Annotated in this window: 14 protein-coding genes; 4 read left to right on the top strand and 10 right to left on the bottom strand. The window is 71.7% G+C overall.

What is annotated here, in order from left to right; genetic code table 11:
• Nucleotides 1-3: 3 nt before the first annotated feature.
• A complete protein-coding gene (locus tag ACIA5G_RS35435; protein ID WP_395931266.1) occupies nucleotides 4-876 on the bottom strand; it encodes a hypothetical protein in 873 nt (290 codons plus the stop codon).
• Between the two features lie 170 nt (nucleotides 877-1,046).
• Between ACIA5G_RS35435 and ACIA5G_RS35430 the strand changes: the two genes are divergently transcribed.
• From ACIA5G_RS35430 to ACIA5G_RS35420, 3 genes are all read left to right on the top strand, one after another.
• Nucleotides 1,047-3,338 (top strand): glycosyl hydrolase family 95 catalytic domain-containing protein, encoded by a 2,292-nt coding sequence (locus ACIA5G_RS35430; RefSeq protein WP_395931264.1) that lies wholly within the window; start codon nucleotides 1,047-1,049, stop codon nucleotides 3,336-3,338.
• Nucleotides 3,339-3,366: 28 nt separating this feature from the next.
• On the top strand, nucleotides 3,367-5,652 hold the full coding sequence (locus ACIA5G_RS35425) for a glycosyl hydrolase family 95 catalytic domain-containing protein (protein ID WP_395931261.1): 2,286 nt from the start codon (nucleotides 3,367-3,369) through the stop codon (nucleotides 5,650-5,652).
• Nucleotides 5,653-5,718: 66 nt separating this feature from the next.
• Nucleotides 5,719-6,642: a peptidylprolyl isomerase gene (locus tag ACIA5G_RS35420; RefSeq protein ID WP_395931259.1), complete on the top strand. Its 924-nt coding sequence runs from the start codon at nucleotides 5,719-5,721 to the stop codon at nucleotides 6,640-6,642.
• 99 nt (nucleotides 6,643-6,741) lie between these two features.
• Here ACIA5G_RS35420 and ACIA5G_RS35415 read toward each other — a convergent pair whose 3' ends face one another.
• The 6 genes from ACIA5G_RS35415 to ACIA5G_RS35390 form a co-directional block, all read right to left on the bottom strand.
• Nucleotides 6,742-8,481, bottom strand: coding sequence for an FAD-dependent monooxygenase (locus ACIA5G_RS35415; protein ID WP_395931257.1), 1,740 nt, complete (start codon nucleotides 8,479-8,481; stop codon nucleotides 6,742-6,744).
• Entirely contained in the window at nucleotides 8,478-10,274 is a 1,797-nt protein-coding gene (locus ACIA5G_RS35410) for a maleylacetate reductase and hydroxyquinol 1,2-dioxygenase domain-containing protein (RefSeq protein WP_395931255.1), read from the bottom strand. The genes ACIA5G_RS35415 and ACIA5G_RS35410 overlap by 4 nt, the downstream gene beginning before the upstream one ends.
• A 76-nt stretch (nucleotides 10,275-10,350) precedes the next feature.
• Nucleotides 10,351-11,226 carry a helix-turn-helix domain-containing protein gene (locus tag ACIA5G_RS35405; protein ID WP_395931253.1) on the bottom strand — a complete coding sequence of 292 codons (876 nt, stop codon included), beginning with the start codon at nucleotides 11,224-11,226 and terminating at the stop codon, nucleotides 10,351-10,353.
• Between the two features lie 168 nt (nucleotides 11,227-11,394).
• Nucleotides 11,395-12,189 carry a siderophore-interacting protein gene (locus tag ACIA5G_RS35400; RefSeq protein WP_395931251.1) on the bottom strand — a complete coding sequence of 265 codons (795 nt, stop codon included), beginning with the start codon at nucleotides 12,187-12,189 and terminating at the stop codon, nucleotides 11,395-11,397.
• Nucleotides 12,189-13,076 (bottom strand): PDR/VanB family oxidoreductase, encoded by an 888-nt coding sequence (locus ACIA5G_RS35395; protein ID WP_395931249.1) that lies wholly within the window; start codon nucleotides 13,074-13,076, stop codon nucleotides 12,189-12,191. Before ACIA5G_RS35395 ends, ACIA5G_RS35400 begins: the two co-directional genes overlap by 1 nt.
• A gap of 2 nt (nucleotides 13,077-13,078) precedes the next feature.
• Complete coding sequence (locus ACIA5G_RS35390; protein WP_395931247.1) at nucleotides 13,079-13,717, bottom strand: pyridoxamine 5'-phosphate oxidase family protein; 639 nt, start codon at nucleotides 13,715-13,717, stop codon at nucleotides 13,079-13,081.
• A 71-nt stretch (nucleotides 13,718-13,788) separates the two neighbouring features.
• On the opposite strand from ACIA5G_RS35390, the gene ACIA5G_RS35385 reads away from it, so the two are divergent.
• Nucleotides 13,789-14,403, top strand: coding sequence for a TetR/AcrR family transcriptional regulator (locus ACIA5G_RS35385; protein ID WP_395931245.1), 615 nt, complete (start codon nucleotides 13,789-13,791; stop codon nucleotides 14,401-14,403).
• On the opposite strand, the gene ACIA5G_RS35380 is transcribed toward ACIA5G_RS35385, so the two are convergent.
• From ACIA5G_RS35380 to ACIA5G_RS35370, 3 genes are read right to left on the bottom strand one after another with little or no spacing between them, the layout of a single operon-like run.
• Nucleotides 14,393-15,661 carry a right-handed parallel beta-helix repeat-containing protein gene (locus ACIA5G_RS35380; RefSeq protein WP_395931243.1) on the bottom strand — a complete coding sequence of 423 codons (1,269 nt, stop codon included), beginning with the start codon at nucleotides 15,659-15,661 and terminating at the stop codon, nucleotides 14,393-14,395. The two genes, ACIA5G_RS35385 and ACIA5G_RS35380, sit on opposite strands and share 11 nt — an antisense overlap.
• A gap of 47 nt (nucleotides 15,662-15,708) precedes the next feature.
• Nucleotides 15,709-16,611 (bottom strand): hypothetical protein, encoded by a 903-nt coding sequence (locus ACIA5G_RS35375; RefSeq protein ID WP_395931241.1) that lies wholly within the window; start codon nucleotides 16,609-16,611, stop codon nucleotides 15,709-15,711.
• A complete protein-coding gene (locus ACIA5G_RS35370) occupies nucleotides 16,612-17,190 on the bottom strand; it encodes a LuxR C-terminal-related transcriptional regulator (RefSeq protein ID WP_395931239.1) in 579 nt (192 codons plus the stop codon).
• Between the last annotated feature and the right edge of the window lies 1 nt (nucleotide 17,191).

The raw sequence follows: 17,191 nt of genomic DNA, 5'->3' as shown, positions 1-17,191 counted from the left end.
CCGTCAGGTCTGGCAGGCGAAGACCGAGCGGCAGACCGGGCAGCGGGCCCGGACCGTCCGGTTCAGCGGCAGCCGCGTCCCCTGGCCGCAGGCGGGACAGGCGAAGGCGACCTTTCCGGCTTCGAAGTGGTACTCGCCGGTCGAGCGCCCGGCACGGCGATCCTGCTCGTACCGCCGGCGGTCGGCGCCGGCCAGCGGTGGCCGCGCGTAGTCCTCGAGCGCGCGCTGGTGGCCGAGCCGGTAGGCGTCGGCCGCGACACCCCGGCCCGGCGGGCGGTCGTCCTCGCCGAAGGCCAGTGCCCGCTTCGCCAGCACGTACCCCATTTCCGGTGGTGAGAGGTAACCGACCCGGGACGTCGTCCGGCGGCGGGTGTACGTCCCCCGCAGGACGTCGACGCGGTAGGCGGCCAGCATCGGCCGGCCGATGCCGAGGTAGAGCGTCGCGGTGTCGGTGAGGATCTCGTTGCGCGCCGGGTCGGCGTGCCGGATGCCGCGGCGGTGCAGGAAGACGTGCATCACCTCGTGCGCCAGGATCGCCGGGATGTCACGCGGGTCGTCCTCGTAGTGCGTGCTGAGCGTGACGAAGTACTCCGGCCCGGGTCCCAGCTCGACTTCGCCGACGTGCGCGCCGAGCGTGCTGAACCCGACGATCACCCGCGCGTCGCCGATGCCGAGGTGCCGGGTCAGCGCGGCGGCGGCCCGCTGCGCTTCGATGAGCGGGTCGGGGCCGGGCGGCGGCAGCACCAGCGTGCCGAACGCCTTGACCGCCGGCCCGGACAGCCTCGTGTAGAGCTCGTGGATCGAGCCGCGGACGTCGCCGAGCCGGTCGAACGTCCCCGGTGGCGCCACCGGCCGGGGCCGCCGGAGAAAGGCCATGCCCGGTAGACGACCGGGTCCACGTCCGAGTTCCCCGCAGCAACATATGTCGGATGTCTTTGCCGCTGTCCGAGTGAATCGCTCTGGCATATCGGGACGCCTTCTGCAACTATGGCCGCACGCCGCCTGCTGATCTCCGTCAAACGTAGTATGAATTCGGAGGATGTTTCATGGACGCAGTGTCGCGGCGCACGGTGCTCCGCTCCGCCTCGGTGGTGGCGGGAGCCGCCGCGTTCGGCGGTCTGTGGGCCCGCGCGGCCCCACCCGCGCTGGCGGCGGCCGACCCGCACCGGGACGTGGCCGCGGACGCCCGCATGATCTGGAAGCGGCTCCCGAAGAACTGGCGCGAAGGACCGTTCCTGGCCAACGGCTACCTGGGTGCACAGGTCTACGCCGGGCGGACGCCGCAGGAGCTCAAGGTCATGCTGAGCCACACGCAGGTGCAGGACCAGCGGATCCAGTGGGAGGCCGGGATCGGGCTGTCCCGGCTGCCGATCGGCTTCCTCACGCTCACGCTGGCCGGCTCGGTCACGGCCGTCGACTGGACGCTCGACCTGTACAACGCCGAGCTGGGCGGCACGATCACCACGACCCGGGGCTCGGTCCTGTTCTCCGCGGTGGTGCACAACGACCTCGGCGTCCTGCTCGTCTCGCTGACACCCAGTGCAGGAGAAGCCGGTGCGGCGTGGGGGTTCCAGCCGCTGGAGTCGGCGACCACCCGGACCGTCCGCAAGCCGCCCGAGTACGTCGCGAACCCCGCGCCCGAGGTCGCTGACGGGTACTGCGCTCAGCCGATGCTCGCCGGTGGCGGGTACACGACGGCGTGGCAGGAGCGCACGATCGGTGCGCGACGCCTGTTCGCGGCGGCCGTCGCCTACAGCTTCCCGGGCACCACACACACCGCGGACGCGCTCGGCGCCGTCCGGAAAGCGCTTGCGGCGAATCCGGACGCGCTGCTCGCCCGGCACCGCCGCTGGTGGCACGACTTCCACCGGCGCAGCTTCGTTTCGGTGCCGGACAAGCAGGTCCAGCGGTTCTACTGGATCCAGCTGTACAAGATCGCGGCCGCCACCCGTGCGGACGGGCCCGTCGTGTCCGAGTGGGGCCCGTGGTTCCCGGAGGTCGGCAACAGCTGGACCGCGGTGTGGTGGAACCTCAACGTCCAGGTCACCTACCCGATCGTCAACAGCAGCAACCACCCCGAGCTCGACGCCGTCACCGAGACGTTCCGGCGTGACCACGCGAACCTCGAGACGTCCGTTCCGCCCGCCTACCGCGACGGCGACACCTACGCGCTTTCGCACCCGGGTGACTGGCGGTTGCGCCCCGGCGGCACACGTTCGGTCGGCGTCCCCGGGACGACGTCGAAGACCGACCAGACCGGGAACCTGCTGTGGGGCCTGCACAACGTCTGGTTGTCCTACCGGCACCACCTGGACCGGCGGGTGCTGCGCGACGTCCTGTACCCGACCCTGGCCAAGGCGCTGAACTTCTACCGCCACTTCCTCTTCACCGGTCCCGACGGGTACCTGCACCTGCCGCTGACCCGGTCGCCGGAGTACGCCGACGCCCCGGACTGCACTTACGACCTCTCGCTGATCCGCTGGGCGGCCCGCACGCTCGTCGACTCGGCCCGGATCCTCTGCCTCGACGAGCCGCGCGTGCCGATCTGGCGGGAGATCGGCGCAAAACTCGTGCCGTACCACGAAAGCGTCACCGACGGTGCCCTCATCGGTGACGGCGTGCCGCTGGCCGAGTCGCACCGGCACTTCTCGCACCTGCTGTGGTTGTACCCGTTGCGCGAGAAGGTCTGGGACCGGGCGGGTGACCGCGACCTCATGACGCGGACGTTCCGGCACTGGATCGCCGACCAGAAGGCGTGGCACGGCTACAGCTACGCGGCCGCGTCGTCGATGAGTTCGGTGATGGATGCACCCGAAGAAGCGTTGCGCTACTTGAAGTTCTTCCTCGACCGCAACGTTGTCGCCGACACCGAGCTGACCGCGAACACGATGTACCGCGAGGGCTCGAACTTCGCGATCGAAAGCCCGATCACCGCCGCGCAGTCCGTGGTGGACATGATGCTGCAGGGGTCCGGCGGGGTGCTCAAGGTCTTCCCGTCGGTGTCGGCGACCTGGCGGGACGCCTCGATCGCCGGCCTGCGCGCGGAAGGTGCGTTCCTGGTGGACGCGTCCCGCCGCGGCGGCTCGACGGAGTTCGTCCGCGTGCACAGCGAAGCCGGGGAGCCGCTGGTGCTCCAGCACGGTGTCACCGGGGACGTCGACGTCCGCGACGAGCACGGCAGGCGGCTGCCGTGGCGCCCGGCCGGGCCCGGCCGGATCACCATCGGGCTGCGCCGCGGCGGCACCGCCGTGGTCACCCCGCGGGGCGGCCGCCCGGACTTCGCACCCCGTGACGTCCCGGCGCTCGGCCCAGCTCCGGCGTGGGGACTGCCGGACTGAAGATCCGCTTCGACGAGGAGGTCGGACCATGGACATCACCCGCAGGACCGTGCTCGGTGGCGCGCTCGCCGGGCTGGCCGCCGGCGCGGCGGGGGTCACCCCCGCGTTCGCCGGCGCGGCGGCCGCACCGGGCAGTGACGATTTCGGCTGGGCCGGGTTCCTCGGCACCGCCGACCTGTACTGGCGGCGCATGCCGAAAACCTGGTACGAGGGGCCGTTCCTGGGCAACGGCTTCCTCGGCTCGGGCATCTACGCCGAACCCGGGCGGAACGCGATCCGCTTCAACGTCCAGCACAGCCAGGTGCAGGACCACCGGCCGGAGTTCGGCTCGCTGTTCGGCCTGGCGCGGCTGCCGATCGGCTACTTCACCCTCGAACCGGTCGGCGCGATCACCGCGATCGACTGGCGGATGGACCTCTGGAACGCCGAGCTCACCGGCACGATCACAACGGCGTCCGGCAGCCTGAGCCTGCGGGCGATCGTCCACACCGGACAGTCCCTGCTGGCCGTGGAGATCCGGCCCAGCGAGGGAGAACGCGGGTTCAAGTGGGTGTTCCACCCGGCGGTGGCGGTCAGCCCGCGCGCCGACCCGGTGTGGAACAAGCCGCCGCCCGCCGGTTACACCGCGAACCCGCCGGTCAACTTGAGCAGCAGCGGCGACGCGCGGTTGGCGGTCCAGCCGCTGCTGGCCGGCGGTGAGCACGTGACGGCCTGGCGGGAAGTCACCCGCGGTGGCGCGCGCACGCTGTACACGTCGGTGGCCTGGTCGCACCCGGAGAAGACGTCGGTTTCGCGCGCGCTGGGTGTGGTCCGCCGCGTGGCGGAGTTCGGCGCGCTGACCCAGGACCACCGGCGCTGGTGGCACGACTACTACCGGCACAGCTTCCTGTCCATTCCGGACACCCGGCTGCAGAGCTTCTACTGGATCCAGCTCTACAAGGTCGCGTCGGCGGCCCGGCGGGAAGCGCCGGTGATGGCGACGTCCGGGCCGTGGCTGGAGAATACCCCGTGGCCGGCGACCTGGTGGAACCTCAACGTCCAGCTCGAGTACTGGCTCATCCACGGTTCCAACCACCTGGAGCTGGACGCCGTCAGCTACGCGCTCGACAAGTACCGCGCCAATCTGACCAGCCAGGTCGCGCAGCCGTACCAAGCCGACTCCGCGGGCATCCCGCGCACCACCGACATGACGCTGCTCAACGGCGTCTCGAACACGACCAGCGGGTTCCCCGTCGGCATCCCGGGGCAGGACACGCCCACCCCGGAGGTCGGCAACCTGACCTGGGCGCTGCACAACGTGTGGCTGTCCTACCGGCACACGATGGACCGGCGGCTGCTGTGCGACACGCTGTTCCCGTTGCTGCGCAGGGCGATCAACTACTACCTGCACTTCCTCGCGCCGGGCCCCGACGGGAAGCTGCACCTGCCGCCGACGTTCTCACCCGAGTACGGCGTCAACGCGCCCGACTGCAACTACGACCTCTCGCTGATCCGCTGGGGCTGCAAGACGTTGCTGCAGACCGCGCCGGGCGACGCGCTGGCGCCGAAGTGGCGGGACGTCCTGGCTTCGCTGGTGGACTACCCGGCCGACGTGAACGGGTACATGATCGGCGCCGGGGTCCCGTTCGCGAAGTCGCACCGGCACTACTCGCACCTGCTGCAGATCTACCCGCTCTACGACGTCACCTGGGAGCAGCCGGAGCACCGGCAGATCATCGAGACGTCGTTGAACCACTGGGTCGGCTTCGAGGGGGCGCTGCAGGGTTACACCTTCACCGGCGCCGCGTCGATCTCGGCGCAGATGCTGCGGGGTGAGCAGGCCGCGTTCTACCTCGGCGAGCTGCAGCGGCGTTACATCCAGCCGAACACGATGTACAAGGAGTCCGGGCCGGTCATCGAGACGCCGCTTTCGGCGGCGAAGTCCGTGCAGGACATGCTCGTGCAGAGCTGGGGCGGGGTGCTCCGGCTGTTCCCGGCGGTGCCCGCGGCGTGGGGCGACATCGCGCTCCGGGACTTCCGCACCGAAGGCGCGTTCCTGCTCAGCGCGTCCCGGGCGGGCGGGAAGACACGCTGGCTGAAGGTGCACAGCGAGGCCGGGGCGCCGTGCGTGCTGCGGCTCGGCATCGACGGCGAACTGGCCGTGACGGACACGCGGGGCCGGGCCCGCCGCTGGCGGCGGCTGCCGAACGGGGACGTCCAGATCGAGCTCGGCCGGGACGAGGACGCCTGGGTGTACCGGAAGGGGGACAAGCCGGACTTCGGCGTGCGGCCGGTCGCGCCGGGCGGGCCGAGTTCGCCGTGGGGGATGCCCTGATCCGGCGTTCTCACCCGGGCCGGCGGTCTTCGCGGCAGAATGGTGCTCTCGACGAGGGGAGCGCGGATGAGCGAGCCGGGGGACAGGCCCGAGCAGGGTGGCGGCTACCCGCCGCCGCCCTACGGGTACCCGCAGTGGCAGCCGCCGGTGCCGCCGAAGAAGACGTCCCCGGCGGCGATCGTGCTGATCACGGGCTCGGTCGTGGTGGTGATCGTGATGGCACTCGCGTTCCTGGCCTGGGGTTATCCGGGCTTCCTGCGGGAGCCGGAGGCCAACGCAGGCGGCGGGTGGTTCACCACGTCACCCTCGCCGACGTCGGTCGCCTCCCCGACGACCACGGAGAGCGCCCCGGTGTCGATCGCGGGCGACCGGCCCCCCATGCCGACCCGGCCGCGGCCGCTCGCCGACCCGATCACCTGCGCGTTCACCCCGGCGCCCGGGTCACCTACGCCGAAGCCGGCCACCCCGCCGGCGGACGGCCCGGTGCCGTCGTCGGGCACCCTGAACGTCCGGCTCGAGACCAGCGCCGGTGCCATCGGGCTGACGCTGGACCGCGCGCTGGCGCCGTGCACGGTGACGAACTTCCTGAGCCTGGCGAAGCAGGGGTTCTACAACGGCACGTCGTGCCACCGGCTGTCGGTGACCACGGGCCTGCAGATGCTGCAGTGCGGCGACCCGGCCGGCGACGGCACCGGCGGCCCCGGTTACACGATCAAGGACGAGACGTTCCCGGAGCTGAAGTACGGCCGCGGCGTCCTCGCGATGGCGAAGACGGCCGAACCCGACACCGGCGGCTCCCAGTTCTTCCTGGTCTTCGGCGACACGCAGATCCCGCCGGAGTACTCGGTGTTCGGCCGCATCGACGACGCCGGCCTCGAGGTGCTGGACAAGGTCGCCCAAGGCGGCATCGACACGTCCAAGCCCGGCATCGGCGACGGCAGCGGCCCGCCGAAGATCCCGGTCACCTTCACCCAGGTCACCACCCCGTAACTCGCGTGATCAGGGCCGTGACTCGCGTGATCGAAGCCGGATCTCGCGAGTTACGGGCTCAATCACGCGAGTTACGGGCTCGATCACGCGAGATCCGGGTTACCGGCGGTCGAGGAGGGACCGCAGGGCCGCCAGCAGGGCCTTTGCCGGGGTGGTCGACGACGTCGTGTGGCGCCAGGCGACGTAACCGTCGGGGCGGACCAGGAGGCAGCCGTCCTCGTGGATGCCGCTCAGCCGGGACCAGTCGCCGTACGCGTCGCGGGTGCCCGGGTCGCCGATGCGCACCGCCCGCAGGTCGAGCCCCAGCTCGGCGCCCACCTTGGCCGCGGCGTCGGCCCAGGCGCCGGTCAGGCCGGTCAGCACCGTCCAGCGGCCGCCGCCGACGAGGTCCACAGTGGACACCCGGCGGCCGTGCGGGCCGACCAGCCACGCGTGTGGCAGCTTCGCCCCCGGCTCGGTGCTCGGCCGGTGGAACAGCTCGGGATCCCGCTCCGAAGTGGCCGTGACCCCGTCGGGCAGCACCGCGCCCGACGCGTACCGCTGGTCCATCTCGACACCGTGCGCGTTGAACTCGTAGTGCTTGAGCTCGATCGCCTTCTCCAGCTCGCGCCGCTTGAGCGCGCCCTCGGCCGTCGGCGCGAGACAGGTTTCGAGGCCGGCCGTGATGCCGTCGGCGTCGGTGTCGCCGGCGATCCCCAGCGCGGCGAAGATCGGCCCGAACTGGTCACGGCTGAGGTTCGCCCGGTCGACGATCTGCTTGCCCACCGGCGCCCGCTCGGCGGTGTAGCTGTCCAGCAGCCCTTCGCCCGCTTCGCCGCGAAGCACCATCGCGAGCTTCCACGCCAGGTTGTACGAGTCCTGGATCGACGTGTTCGAGCCGAGCCCGTTGGACGGCGGGTGCCGGTGCACCGCGTCCCCGGCGCAGAACACCCGGCCGCTGCGGTACTCCGTCGCGTAGTTGTGGTTGACCGTCCACAGTGACGTCGAGGTGATCTCGACGTCGAGGTCCGGGTCGCCGACGAGGTCGCGCACCAGCCGGGTCGCCTCCTCGACGTCGACCTCCGGCGGTGCCTGCTCGATGTCGTAACCCCAGGTCAGCAGCCATTCGTTCCACGGTCGCACCATCCGGACCAGGCCCATCCCGATGCCGCCGAGGTGCGCGCCCGGCCGCATCACCCAGTAGAGGACGCTCGGCCGGTGCGCCACGTACGGCGCGAGGTCGGCGGTGAAGGTGATGTTCATGCTGCCGGCCTTGCCGGTCTGCCCGGCGATCGGCAGCCCGGCCTGCTCGGCGACGCGGCTGCGGGCGCCGTCCGCGCCGATCAGGTACTTGGCGCGCAACGTGAACTCGTCACCACGCACGCGGTCGAGGAACCGGGCGGTCACGCCGTCGGCGTCCTGCGTGAAGTCGAGGAACTCGGTGTCCAGCCGCAGTTTTGCGCCGCGCGCGGCCGCCTCGCTCGCGAGGATCGGCTCCAGGTAGGTCTGCGGCAGGTCGATCATGTGACACGGGCTCGCGGCGGTGTACTCGGACGCCGACCGGTCGCCGGTGCCCCAGCTGGCGATCCGGCCGATCTCCGGCCCGGTCAGCGACGTGCAGAGCACGGTGTCGCCCATCAGCTCCGGCGGCGTGCCCACGGCGAGGGCCTTGTCCTCGACACCGAGGTCGCGCAGCACCTCCATGGTCCGCTGGTTGGTGATGTGCGCGCGAGGGGTGTTGGCCATCCAGCCGTACTTGGTGGCCAGCACGGTCGGCACGCCGTAGGTGGCGAGCAGCAGCGCCGCGGAGCCGCCCGCAGGGCCGCTGCCGATCACGATGACGTCGGTGTCATAGCTCATCTCGTGCTCCCGGGCTGGATGCGGAAGGTGAAGTCGAGCCGCCGCCACCGTTCGGCGGAGCGGCCGTCCGGGGCGGGCCCGGACTGCTCGGTGAAGTCGACGATCAGGCCGTCCTTGACGCCGAACACGGTGTCGGAGTCCAGGTATTCGCCGCCCTGGACGAACAGCTGGGTGATCAGCGTGCGGTAGCCGGGCTTGGCGATCATGAAGTGCACGTGCGGCGCTCGGTAGGGGTGCCGGCCGACGGCGTCCAGCATTTGTCCGACGGGGCCGTCGGCGGGAATCGGGTACGCCGACGGAACGATCGTCCAGAACCGCAGCCTGCCTTCGGCGTCGGTGCGGAACCGGGCGCGCAGCACGGGTCCGTCGAGGTCCGGCAGCTGGACGTCGTAGAAACCGTCCTCATTGGACTGCCAGACGTCGACGATCGCGTCCGCGACCGGGACGTCCTCGGTGTCGGTGACCCGGACGTCCGTCCACAGTGGAGTTCCGGGCAGTCCGGCGGCCAGGTCGGCGCCCTGCGGTGTCTCCGGCGGACCGTCCACGTAGAACGGCCCGAGCACGGCCGACGGGGTGGTGTCCGGTGTCCGTGAGTTGGTCAGGACGTCGACGACGCTCGACACACCCAGGGTGTCCGACAGCAGGATGAACTCCTGCCGGGTGTCGGTGGTGATGTGCCCGGCGCGGGTCAGGAAGCCGATCGCGTGTTCCCACTCGTCCTGGGTGAGGTCGGTGCGGATGGCGTAACCGTGGAGCGTCTCGACGAGGTCGGTGAGGAGCTCGTGGACGCGGTCCGGGGCGCCGGCGAAACTGTCGACGACCTGCCGGGTGAGCGCCTTGAGACTCGGGCGCGCGGCCGGGCGGGTGCCCGTCAGGGCTTGGCGCAGCAGGTCTGCTTCGGGCTCGGCGGCGATGTCCGCTTCGGTGAGCCCGAGTTCGGCCAGCGTGTGCGGGATCGGGAGGGACGCGGCGAGCTCGAAGACGTCGTCCGCGTCGTCGAGACCCTGGTGCGCCATGACGTACGGCAGGAGGACGGCGTGCGTTTCGGCGTGCGGCAGGCCGAACTTGCCGCCGAGGTGGTGGCACAGCTTGTGGTGCAGGCCCATCGAAACGCTGTCCAGGCAGGTGCCCGCCAGCCAGGCGCCGCGCAGGGCGTCGGCACGGGCGTCCACATCGGACGGATCGGCGGCGATGCGCGGCAGGGCGCTCGTGAGCAGCTTCGTCGCTTCCGCGGCGAGCAGGTCGGTCATCGGGTTGGCGTCCGGGGCGTAGCGGGCTTCCACGGCGTGGGCGAGCGCGTTGAGCCCGCTGGCCGCCGAGATCGCGACGGGCAGCGAAAGCGTCAGGTCGACGTCGTAGAGGACGGTCTCGGGCCGGACCTTCGGCGACTTCTGCGTGGTCTTGCGGCCGTCGGCCGTCTGGCCGAGGACGGACGTCAGCTCCGAGCCCGCGTACGTCGTCGGGACGATCAGCTGCGGCAGATCGGTGTGCAGGGCGATCGCCTTGGCCAGCCCGGTGGCCGAGCCGCCGCCGATGGCGACAACACCGTCGACGTCGTGGTCGGCGACGACCTTGAGCGCGCGCTCGGTGACGTCGACCGGGGTGTGCATGGCGGCGTCCTCGAAGCGCGCGGCCAGCCGCGGGCCGAGCGCCTCGGCGGCGCGGTCGGCGTACCGCGGGCGGCCGACGAGCAGCACCCGGCGGAGGCCGAGCCGGTCGGCTTCGGCGCCGAGGGTGTCGAGCGAGCCGAAGACCACCCGCACGGGGTTCGCGGCGTAGCTGAACGAGGTCATGCGGGGGAGTATCCGGCTCCGGCGGGCGCCGGTCCTGCACGTTCGCGGCACGCGACGGCACAAAACGCGCGTGTGGTCAGCCTGCCCGGCGCAGCGCGGCCGGGGTGGTGCCGAGCTGGGCGCGCAGCACGCGGGTCAGGTGCTCCTGGTGGGAGAAGCCGCAGCGGGCGGCGATGTCGGCGATCGGGTCGTCGCCGGTGCGCAGCAGCAGCCCGGCCTGCTCGACACGCAGCCGCAGCAGGAACCGGTGGGGCGGGAGGCCGGTACGGGCCTTGAACTGCCGCGAGAACTGGCTGACGCTCAGGCCCGCCAGCGCGGCCAGCTCGGCCAGCGGCACCGGCTCGGCCAGGCGTTCCGCCATCAGGTCGCGGACCCGCGCGAACTGCCGGTCGGAGAGGCCGCGGACCGGGGCAGGCTCGCGGACGCGGCCGGCGCGGTGCCTTCTGACCAGCTGCGCGGCGACGAGCGCGCCGAGCTGGTCGGCGTAGGTGCGGGCGGCCGGCTCCCAGTCGCGGATGACGCCGTCGAGGCTGAGCACCAGCTGTTCGAGCAGGGGATCGGTGCTGCCGAGCTCCTCGGCCAGCCGCACCGGCGCGTACTCGCCCGCGGCTTCCTGCACGGCGTCGTCGGCGAGGTAGACGTGCACGGTGTCGAGCTCACCGCCCAGCTCGACCGACAGGTCGGCGTGCGACGGCTGCAGGAACAGCCCGCCCGCGGGCATCCGCCGGCTGTGCTCGTGCGCCGTCCCGACCCCGCGGCGGACGGTCACCGGCCCGTCGAGGTGCAGGATCAGCTGGTGGCTGCGCGCGGGCGCGAACTCGGCGCGGTACGGGCGTTCACGCTGCTTAGAGACGTAGAGGTGATCCCAGCCGAGGCCGGCGCTGGTGCGGTCGGGGCGGACCCAGGGCAGCGCGAGGATGCCGTTGGTGTCGGCCAGCCCGAGTTCGCCCACGCCTGCCTCCTCGACGTCGAGGCTCCCCGCGATGGTACCCGCCGCCCGTACCTGGAGGGTCGGCTCGCGTACCCAGGGAGTCGGCTCGCGTACCTGGAGGGTCGGCTCACGAACCGACCCTCCAGGTACGCGAACCGACCCTTCCGGTACGCGAGCCGACCCTCCAGGTCAGCCCGGCGACGATCGGCCGTGGCGCCAGTAGCCGAGGAACGCGATGTCCGGCTTCGGCCAGCCGCGGTCGCGCACGAGGTGACGTCGCACTCCCGTGGCCAGCGCGGCTTCGCCGGCGACCCACGCGTACGCGCGCCCGGCAGGCAGGTCGGCCTCCCGGACCGCCGCCAGCGCGAGCGCGCCCGGGCGGCCGGGCCGGAGCCGCGGCAGCCAGTGCACCCGCACCCCGACCGGAGCCTGGACCGCCCGGACGTCCGATCGCGACGGCACCTCCAGGAACACCTCCGCCCGCAGGTCGGCGGGAGCGTTTTCGAGGATCGCCAGCACCGCAGGCAACGCGCTTTCGTCCCCGGCGAGCAGCTGCCAGGCCACTTCGGACGGCGGCAGGTAGCTCACGCCGAGGTCGAAAACTCCCGCCGGATCACCCGGGCGGGCGCTCCGGGCCCAGTCGGCGGCCGGGGCGTCGCCGTCGTGCAGTGCGAACTCGATGTCGATCTCGCCGGGACGCGCGCGCCGGATCGTGTAGTTGCGGACCCACGGGCGGCGGCTCTTCGGCATCATCAGCACCTCGGCCATCCAGCCCTCGTTGTCGAGGGTCGGCATCCGCAGCCGGTCCTGCCCGGCGCGCGGGAAGAACAGCCGGACGGCCTGGTCGTCGCCGACGGGCTCGAACTCCGCCAGCTGCGGCCCGCCGAGGGTGACGGTGCGGAACGCCGGGCTCGGCGCGGTGTTCGCCAGGACTTCGAGCGTGATCATCCGCCGCGTCTTCGCACGGCGCACCTTCGGGATCATCAGACGTCCAGCACGAGCCGGGGTGACCGCGCCCGCGACACGCAGGGGTACATCCGGCCCGCCGGGGCGCCGATGTCGTCGCGGTGCTCGGGCTCGCCGTCCAGCACCGAAAGCTCACAACTGCCGCAGACGCCTTCGCGGCAGCCCGAAGGCACCGGTCGTCCCGCGTGGTTCAGCACGTCGAGCAGGGATTCGTCGGCCGGGACCTGGAGCGTCTGCCCGGAGCGGCCGCAGACGACCTCGAACGCCGTGTCGGGCCCGAAGACGCGCTGGGTCGGCTGGAAGCGTTCGGTGTGCAGCCGCGGGAAGATCGCTTCGGCCGCGCTGAGCATCGACGCCGGTCCACAGCAGTAGACCTCCGCCTCCGGCCCCACCGCCAAGGTGGCGAGATCCGGCCGTCCGTGGTCGAACAGCCGCACACGTTCGCCGTACGTGGCGCGGAGTTCCGCGGCGAACGGCATGGTCGACGCCGACCGTCCCACGTAGACCAGCGACGCGGCGGCCCCGGCGGAGACGGCCGCCCGCAGCATCGGCACCATCGGCGTGATCCCGATGCCGCCGGCCAGGAACAGGTACTCCGGCGCCGGCACGAGCGGGAAGTGGTTGCGCGGCGAGGAGACTTCGAGGGTCCGGCCCGGGCGCAGGTACCAGTGGACGTACTCCGAGCCGCCCCGGCTCAGCGGGTCGAGCCGGACCGCGATCCGGTAGGCGGACAGGTCACCGGGGTCACCGCACAGCGAGTACTGCCGCGTCAGCCAGTTCGGCAGCGCGAGGTCGATGTGCGCGCCCGGCTCCCACGGCTCCAGCAGGCCCTCGTCACCGCGAAGCACCAGCGAGACGACGTCGTCGGCAACACGCTCGACGCGGTCCAGCATCGTTTTCTGCATGGTCAGTACAACTTCCGGTAGCTGTCTTCGAGGAGCTGCTCGAACACCGCCGGGTCGACGGCCACACCCAGCTGGTCGGTGACGATCTCGCCGGCCGACGGCAGCTCCCCGGCCAGCGCCTGGCTGGCCGGGTCCCACAGCCTCGACCGCAGCAGCGCCCGGCCGCAGTGGAAGTACGCTTCGGCGACCTCGACGATGATGGCCAGCATCGGCGCCTTGGCTTCGGTGCGCATGCGGGCGAGCACGTCCGGGTCGTCGGTGACGTACGCGCTTCCGTTGACCCGCAGCGTTTCCCGCATGCCGGGGATGAGGAACAGCAGACCGACGCCGTCGTTCTCGGCGATGTTGCGGAACGAGTCGGCGATCTTGTTGCCGGGCCGGTCGGGCAGCGCGAGCGTGTGCTCGTCGAGGACCTTCACAAAACCCGGGTAGTCGCCGCGGGGCGAGCAGTCCGTGCGGCCGGTCGCGTCGGCGGTGGCCAGTGCGAGGAACGGAGCGTGGGCGATGAAGCGGCGGGCGTGCTTGTCGACGTGGTCGAGCTTCTTGCCCTCGATCATCTCTTCGGGGGCGCCCAGCCGGCTCCTGACCTCGGCCATGGAGACCCGCCGGTATCGAGTGCTCAGCGTGTTTGTGCTGGTCATGGCATAATTATGAGCAAATACTCAGGTCTTGCGCTACTCGCTTTTCGAGGCGCGCGGAAGGGAGCGCCGTCGTGTCGGACCAGCGCCGCATCCAGCCACGTAAACAGCCGCGTCAGGTCCGCGCCGAGCTGACCCGGCAGCGGATCCTGACCGCGGCTGCTCACGTTTTCGGCGAACACGGCTACGCCGCCGGCACCACCAACCGCATCGCCGAGCAGGCCGGGATCTCCATCGGCTCGCTGTACCAGTACTTCCCGAACAAGGACGCGATCCTGGCCGAGCTGCTGCTCCGCCACCTCGACGACGGCGCGGCCGCCACCGCGAAGATCCAGGCCGGGCGGCTGCCCGGCCCGATCGACGAGGTCTTCCGCGTCTTCGTCCGGGGCGCGATCAACACCCACCTCGACGAGCCGCAGCTGCTGCGCGTGCTGCTGGAGCAGGCGCCGCGGTCGCGGCACCTGCTGGAGAAGGTGGAACGGCTCAAGCAGTCCCTGGTCGGCTACCTGCGGGAGCTCCTGGACGACCACCCCGAGGTCCGGATCACCGACACCGAGACGGCGGCCCGGCTGATCGTCACGACCGTCGAGCTGGTCGTCCACCAGCTCGTGGCCGACCACGAGCCGGTGGACGTCGACCGGCTGGAGGACGAGATGGTCGCGATGCTGACCCGCTACGTCAGGGGGTGAACTGGTAGGCGCCCGCGTCGACCCGGGTGCCGACCGGGTTGCCGTCGACGTCGACGTCCGCGTACCTGGTGGTGCCGAGGCCGATCGCCGGGCTGCCGGTCTTGAGGACCAGGTTCGTCGCCGAGGTGAACTTCGGGTCGGCGACCTTGTCCGTGGCACCCCGCGTGAACTGCTGCTGGCCGCCGAAGAAGACGTTGTGGTCCGTCGCGGTCCAGCCGTCGTCGGCGTACCCGATCTTCATCGCGGCCTGGACGACGTTCTGCGTCAGCGTCAACGTCCGGTTGGTGCAGCCGCCGTAGCAGACGAAACCCTCGGACTCGGCGTTGCTCAGCCGGAGGGAGTTGTTGCGGAACACCGTGCCGGTCACCGGCCCGTTGCCGTCCTCGGCGCCGCGCGTCACGATGCCGCCGCGGGTCTTGGCGCCGAAGACCGCGTTGTACTCATAGACGTTGTTGCGGGACACGCCGTCCGGGTCGTCGGCGTCGGTGCCCAGCTCGGTGAAGGACTCGTTGTCCTCGGAAATGTTGTGGTGGATGACGTTGTCCGAGCCCCAGAACACCTCGACGGCGGCGCCGTCGAGCCCGCCGAAGTCGTCGCTGACCGCGATCGACCCGCTGATCCGGTTCCAGCCGATGTCGGATCCGTTGCCCTGCACCAGGATCGCGAACGCGCCGGAGTCGTCGTTGCCGCCGGGTGTCACGACGGTCATGTGGTTGTTGTCGACCAGGTCGTTCTGGGTGACTTCGGTGCCGTCGGCGGACGGCGCGATGTAGACACCCGCGCCGGCGCCGGTGACGAGGTTCGACAGCACCTTGTTGTGGTCCCCGCCGACCTCGATGCCGGCCCAGGAGCAGCGCCCGGCGTCCGCCGCGACGCCGACCTGCAGGTCCTGCACCCAGAGGTAGTTGCCCGGCAGGTTGACACACGCTTCCTCGTTGCCCTGCACGATCGGGCGGGCGCCGTCGCCGTAGGCGCCGATCGTCACCGGGGCGGCGGCGCTCCCGGAGCCGCGGACGGCCAGCCCGCCGCTCCACGTCCGGCCGCGGCGCAGCAGCACGGTGTCACCGGGTGCCAGCGTGGTCGCGGCGACCTTGGCCAGGGACTTCCACGGTGCGGCCTGCGACGTCCCGGCCGCGCTGTCGCTGCCGAGCGTCTGGTCGACGTAATAGGTCTTCGTGGCCGCTGCGGCGTCGGTCGTGGTGAGGGTACTGGCCGCGAGGGCGGCGAACACGCCCAGCGAGAGCAGTTTCTTCGACATGCCGCGCGACGCTAAGCCGGGCCCGTACACGGGTTGTACAAGGCCGGTCAGGCGCCCGCGCGGCGGAGGCGTTCGGCGGCCTGGGCGCGGACGGCTTCACCGGACACCGGGGGATCACCGTGCAGGGCTTCCCAGCGAGCGTTGTGGGCGGCCGTCCACAGGCTGGCCGCCCAGGCGATTTCCTGCTCCTCCGTGGTGAACCGGCGGCCCCGGAGGTCCTGGTAGGCCGTCAGGAAAGCTTCGGAGCTCTCGATCGGGGGCAAGGTCGGCGGCGTGGCACTGGCGAACGCTCCGGAAGCTGCCCCCACGAGTGCTGCTTCCGGTTGCCAGGCCAGGCTGTCCCAATCGTGCACGGCCAGCACTTCGCCGTCCTGCCAGCGGAGGTTCTGGGCTTCGAAGTCGGCGTGGCCCAGCACGCACGGCAGGTCGGTGGCCAGCAACCGCTTACGAGCCCGGCGGGCGGTGTCGACGACGTGCGCGGGCACGGCGCGCTGGTCTCGCTCGTCGAGGAACCCGATCGCGGGCCACAGCCCGGGATCCTGGTGGTCCCAGCGCGCCCAGCGTGGATTGGGCAGCGGCGGCGCGACGGTCACGTAGGCCAGCTCGGCCATCAGCCGGGCGAACACCTTTGCACAGCGCACGGCGACGTCCGGCGAGTCGCCGCGCAGCATTTCCCCACCGGGCAAGGACTCTTCGGCGTGCACAGCCAGCGCGTCGACGATGGTCACGGGTGTGATCGGCCGGGCGCACGGGAACCCCCGCTCCGCGAGCCGGGCCTGCGCGGCGACACACGAATCGGCCCGGCCGTCGTCCTCGCGCGCCTTCACGACGACCTCTCGCCCGTCGGCCAGCCGCAGCCCGACCACCGCCGAAAGGGATGTCCGCTCGAACAGCACCTCGGCCGGCCCGGCGCCGAGGTGCTCGACGCACCAGGGTGCCAGCCAGTCCACTCAACGGTCCTTCGCCACGAGCGCCGCCTGGGTGCGGCTGGTGACCCCGAGCTTCGTCAGCACGTTGCCGACGTGCACCTTGACCGTGCGCTCGGCCAGCCGCAGCCGCCCGGCGATGTCCCGATTGGACAGTCCTTCGCCGAGCAGCTCCAGCACGTCGCGCTCGCGCGGGGTCAGCGCGCCGCCCGCGCTCAGCGCCGACGCCACCGCCGGGCTCAGCGCGGTCACACCCTGGTGGGCGGCCCGGACGGCGGCCGCGAGCTCGTCACCCGAGGAGTCCTTCAGCACGAACCCGGCGGCGCCCGAGCGCAGGGCCTCGCGGATCTCGCGGGGGCGGCCGACGGTGGTCAGCATCAGCACCCGCGGTGAGGCGGGCCCCAGCCGGCGCAGGACCTCGAGGCCGTCCATGCCGGGCAGGTAAAGGTCGAGCAGCACCACGTCGGCCTCGACGGCCGAGGCGAGCAGCTCCGGCCCGCTCGGGTACTGCGCGACGACGTCGAGGTCCGGCTGCGCGTCCAGGATCAGCGCGATCCCCTCGCGCACGAGCGCGTGGTCGTCGACGACCTGAACCCGGATCATG

Source organism: Amycolatopsis sp. NPDC051758 (genome assembly GCF_044453095.1).
GTDB lineage: Bacteria > Actinomycetota > Actinomycetes > Mycobacteriales > Pseudonocardiaceae > Amycolatopsis.
Note: the sequence above shows the minus strand (reverse complement) of the source record. Positions and strands in the feature narration are given on the sequence as shown.

Excerpts from the sequence above, each read along its gene's own strand:
- ACIA5G_RS35435 (WP_395931266.1), bottom strand. The coding sequence starts at position 876 with ATGGCCTTTCTCCGGCGGCCCCGGCCGGTGGCGCCACCGGGGACGTTC.
- ACIA5G_RS35430 (WP_395931264.1), top strand. The coding sequence starts at position 1,047 with ATGGACGCAGTGTCGCGGCGCACGGTGCTCCGCTCCGCCTCGGTGGTG.
- ACIA5G_RS35425 (WP_395931261.1), top strand. The coding sequence starts at position 3,367 with ATGGACATCACCCGCAGGACCGTGCTCGGTGGCGCGCTCGCCGGGCTG.
- ACIA5G_RS35420 (WP_395931259.1), top strand. The coding sequence starts at position 5,719 with ATGAGCGAGCCGGGGGACAGGCCCGAGCAGGGTGGCGGCTACCCGCCG.
- ACIA5G_RS35415 (WP_395931257.1), bottom strand. The coding sequence starts at position 8,481 with ATGAGCTATGACACCGACGTCATCGTGATCGGCAGCGGCCCTGCGGGC.
- ACIA5G_RS35410 (WP_395931255.1), bottom strand. The coding sequence starts at position 10,274 with ATGACCTCGTTCAGCTACGCCGCGAACCCCGTGCGGGTGGTCTTCGGC.
- ACIA5G_RS35400 (WP_395931251.1), bottom strand. The coding sequence starts at position 12,189 with ATGATCCCGAAGGTGCGCCGTGCGAAGACGCGGCGGATGATCACGCTC.
- ACIA5G_RS35395 (WP_395931249.1), bottom strand. The coding sequence starts at position 13,076 with ATGCAGAAAACGATGCTGGACCGCGTCGAGCGTGTTGCCGACGACGTC.
- ACIA5G_RS35390 (WP_395931247.1), bottom strand. The coding sequence starts at position 13,717 with ATGACCAGCACAAACACGCTGAGCACTCGATACCGGCGGGTCTCCATG.
- ACIA5G_RS35380 (WP_395931243.1), bottom strand. The coding sequence starts at position 15,661 with ATGTCGAAGAAACTGCTCTCGCTGGGCGTGTTCGCCGCCCTCGCGGCC.
- ACIA5G_RS35370 (WP_395931239.1), bottom strand. The coding sequence starts at position 17,190 with ATGATCCGGGTTCAGGTCGTCGACGACCACGCGCTCGTGCGCGAGGGG.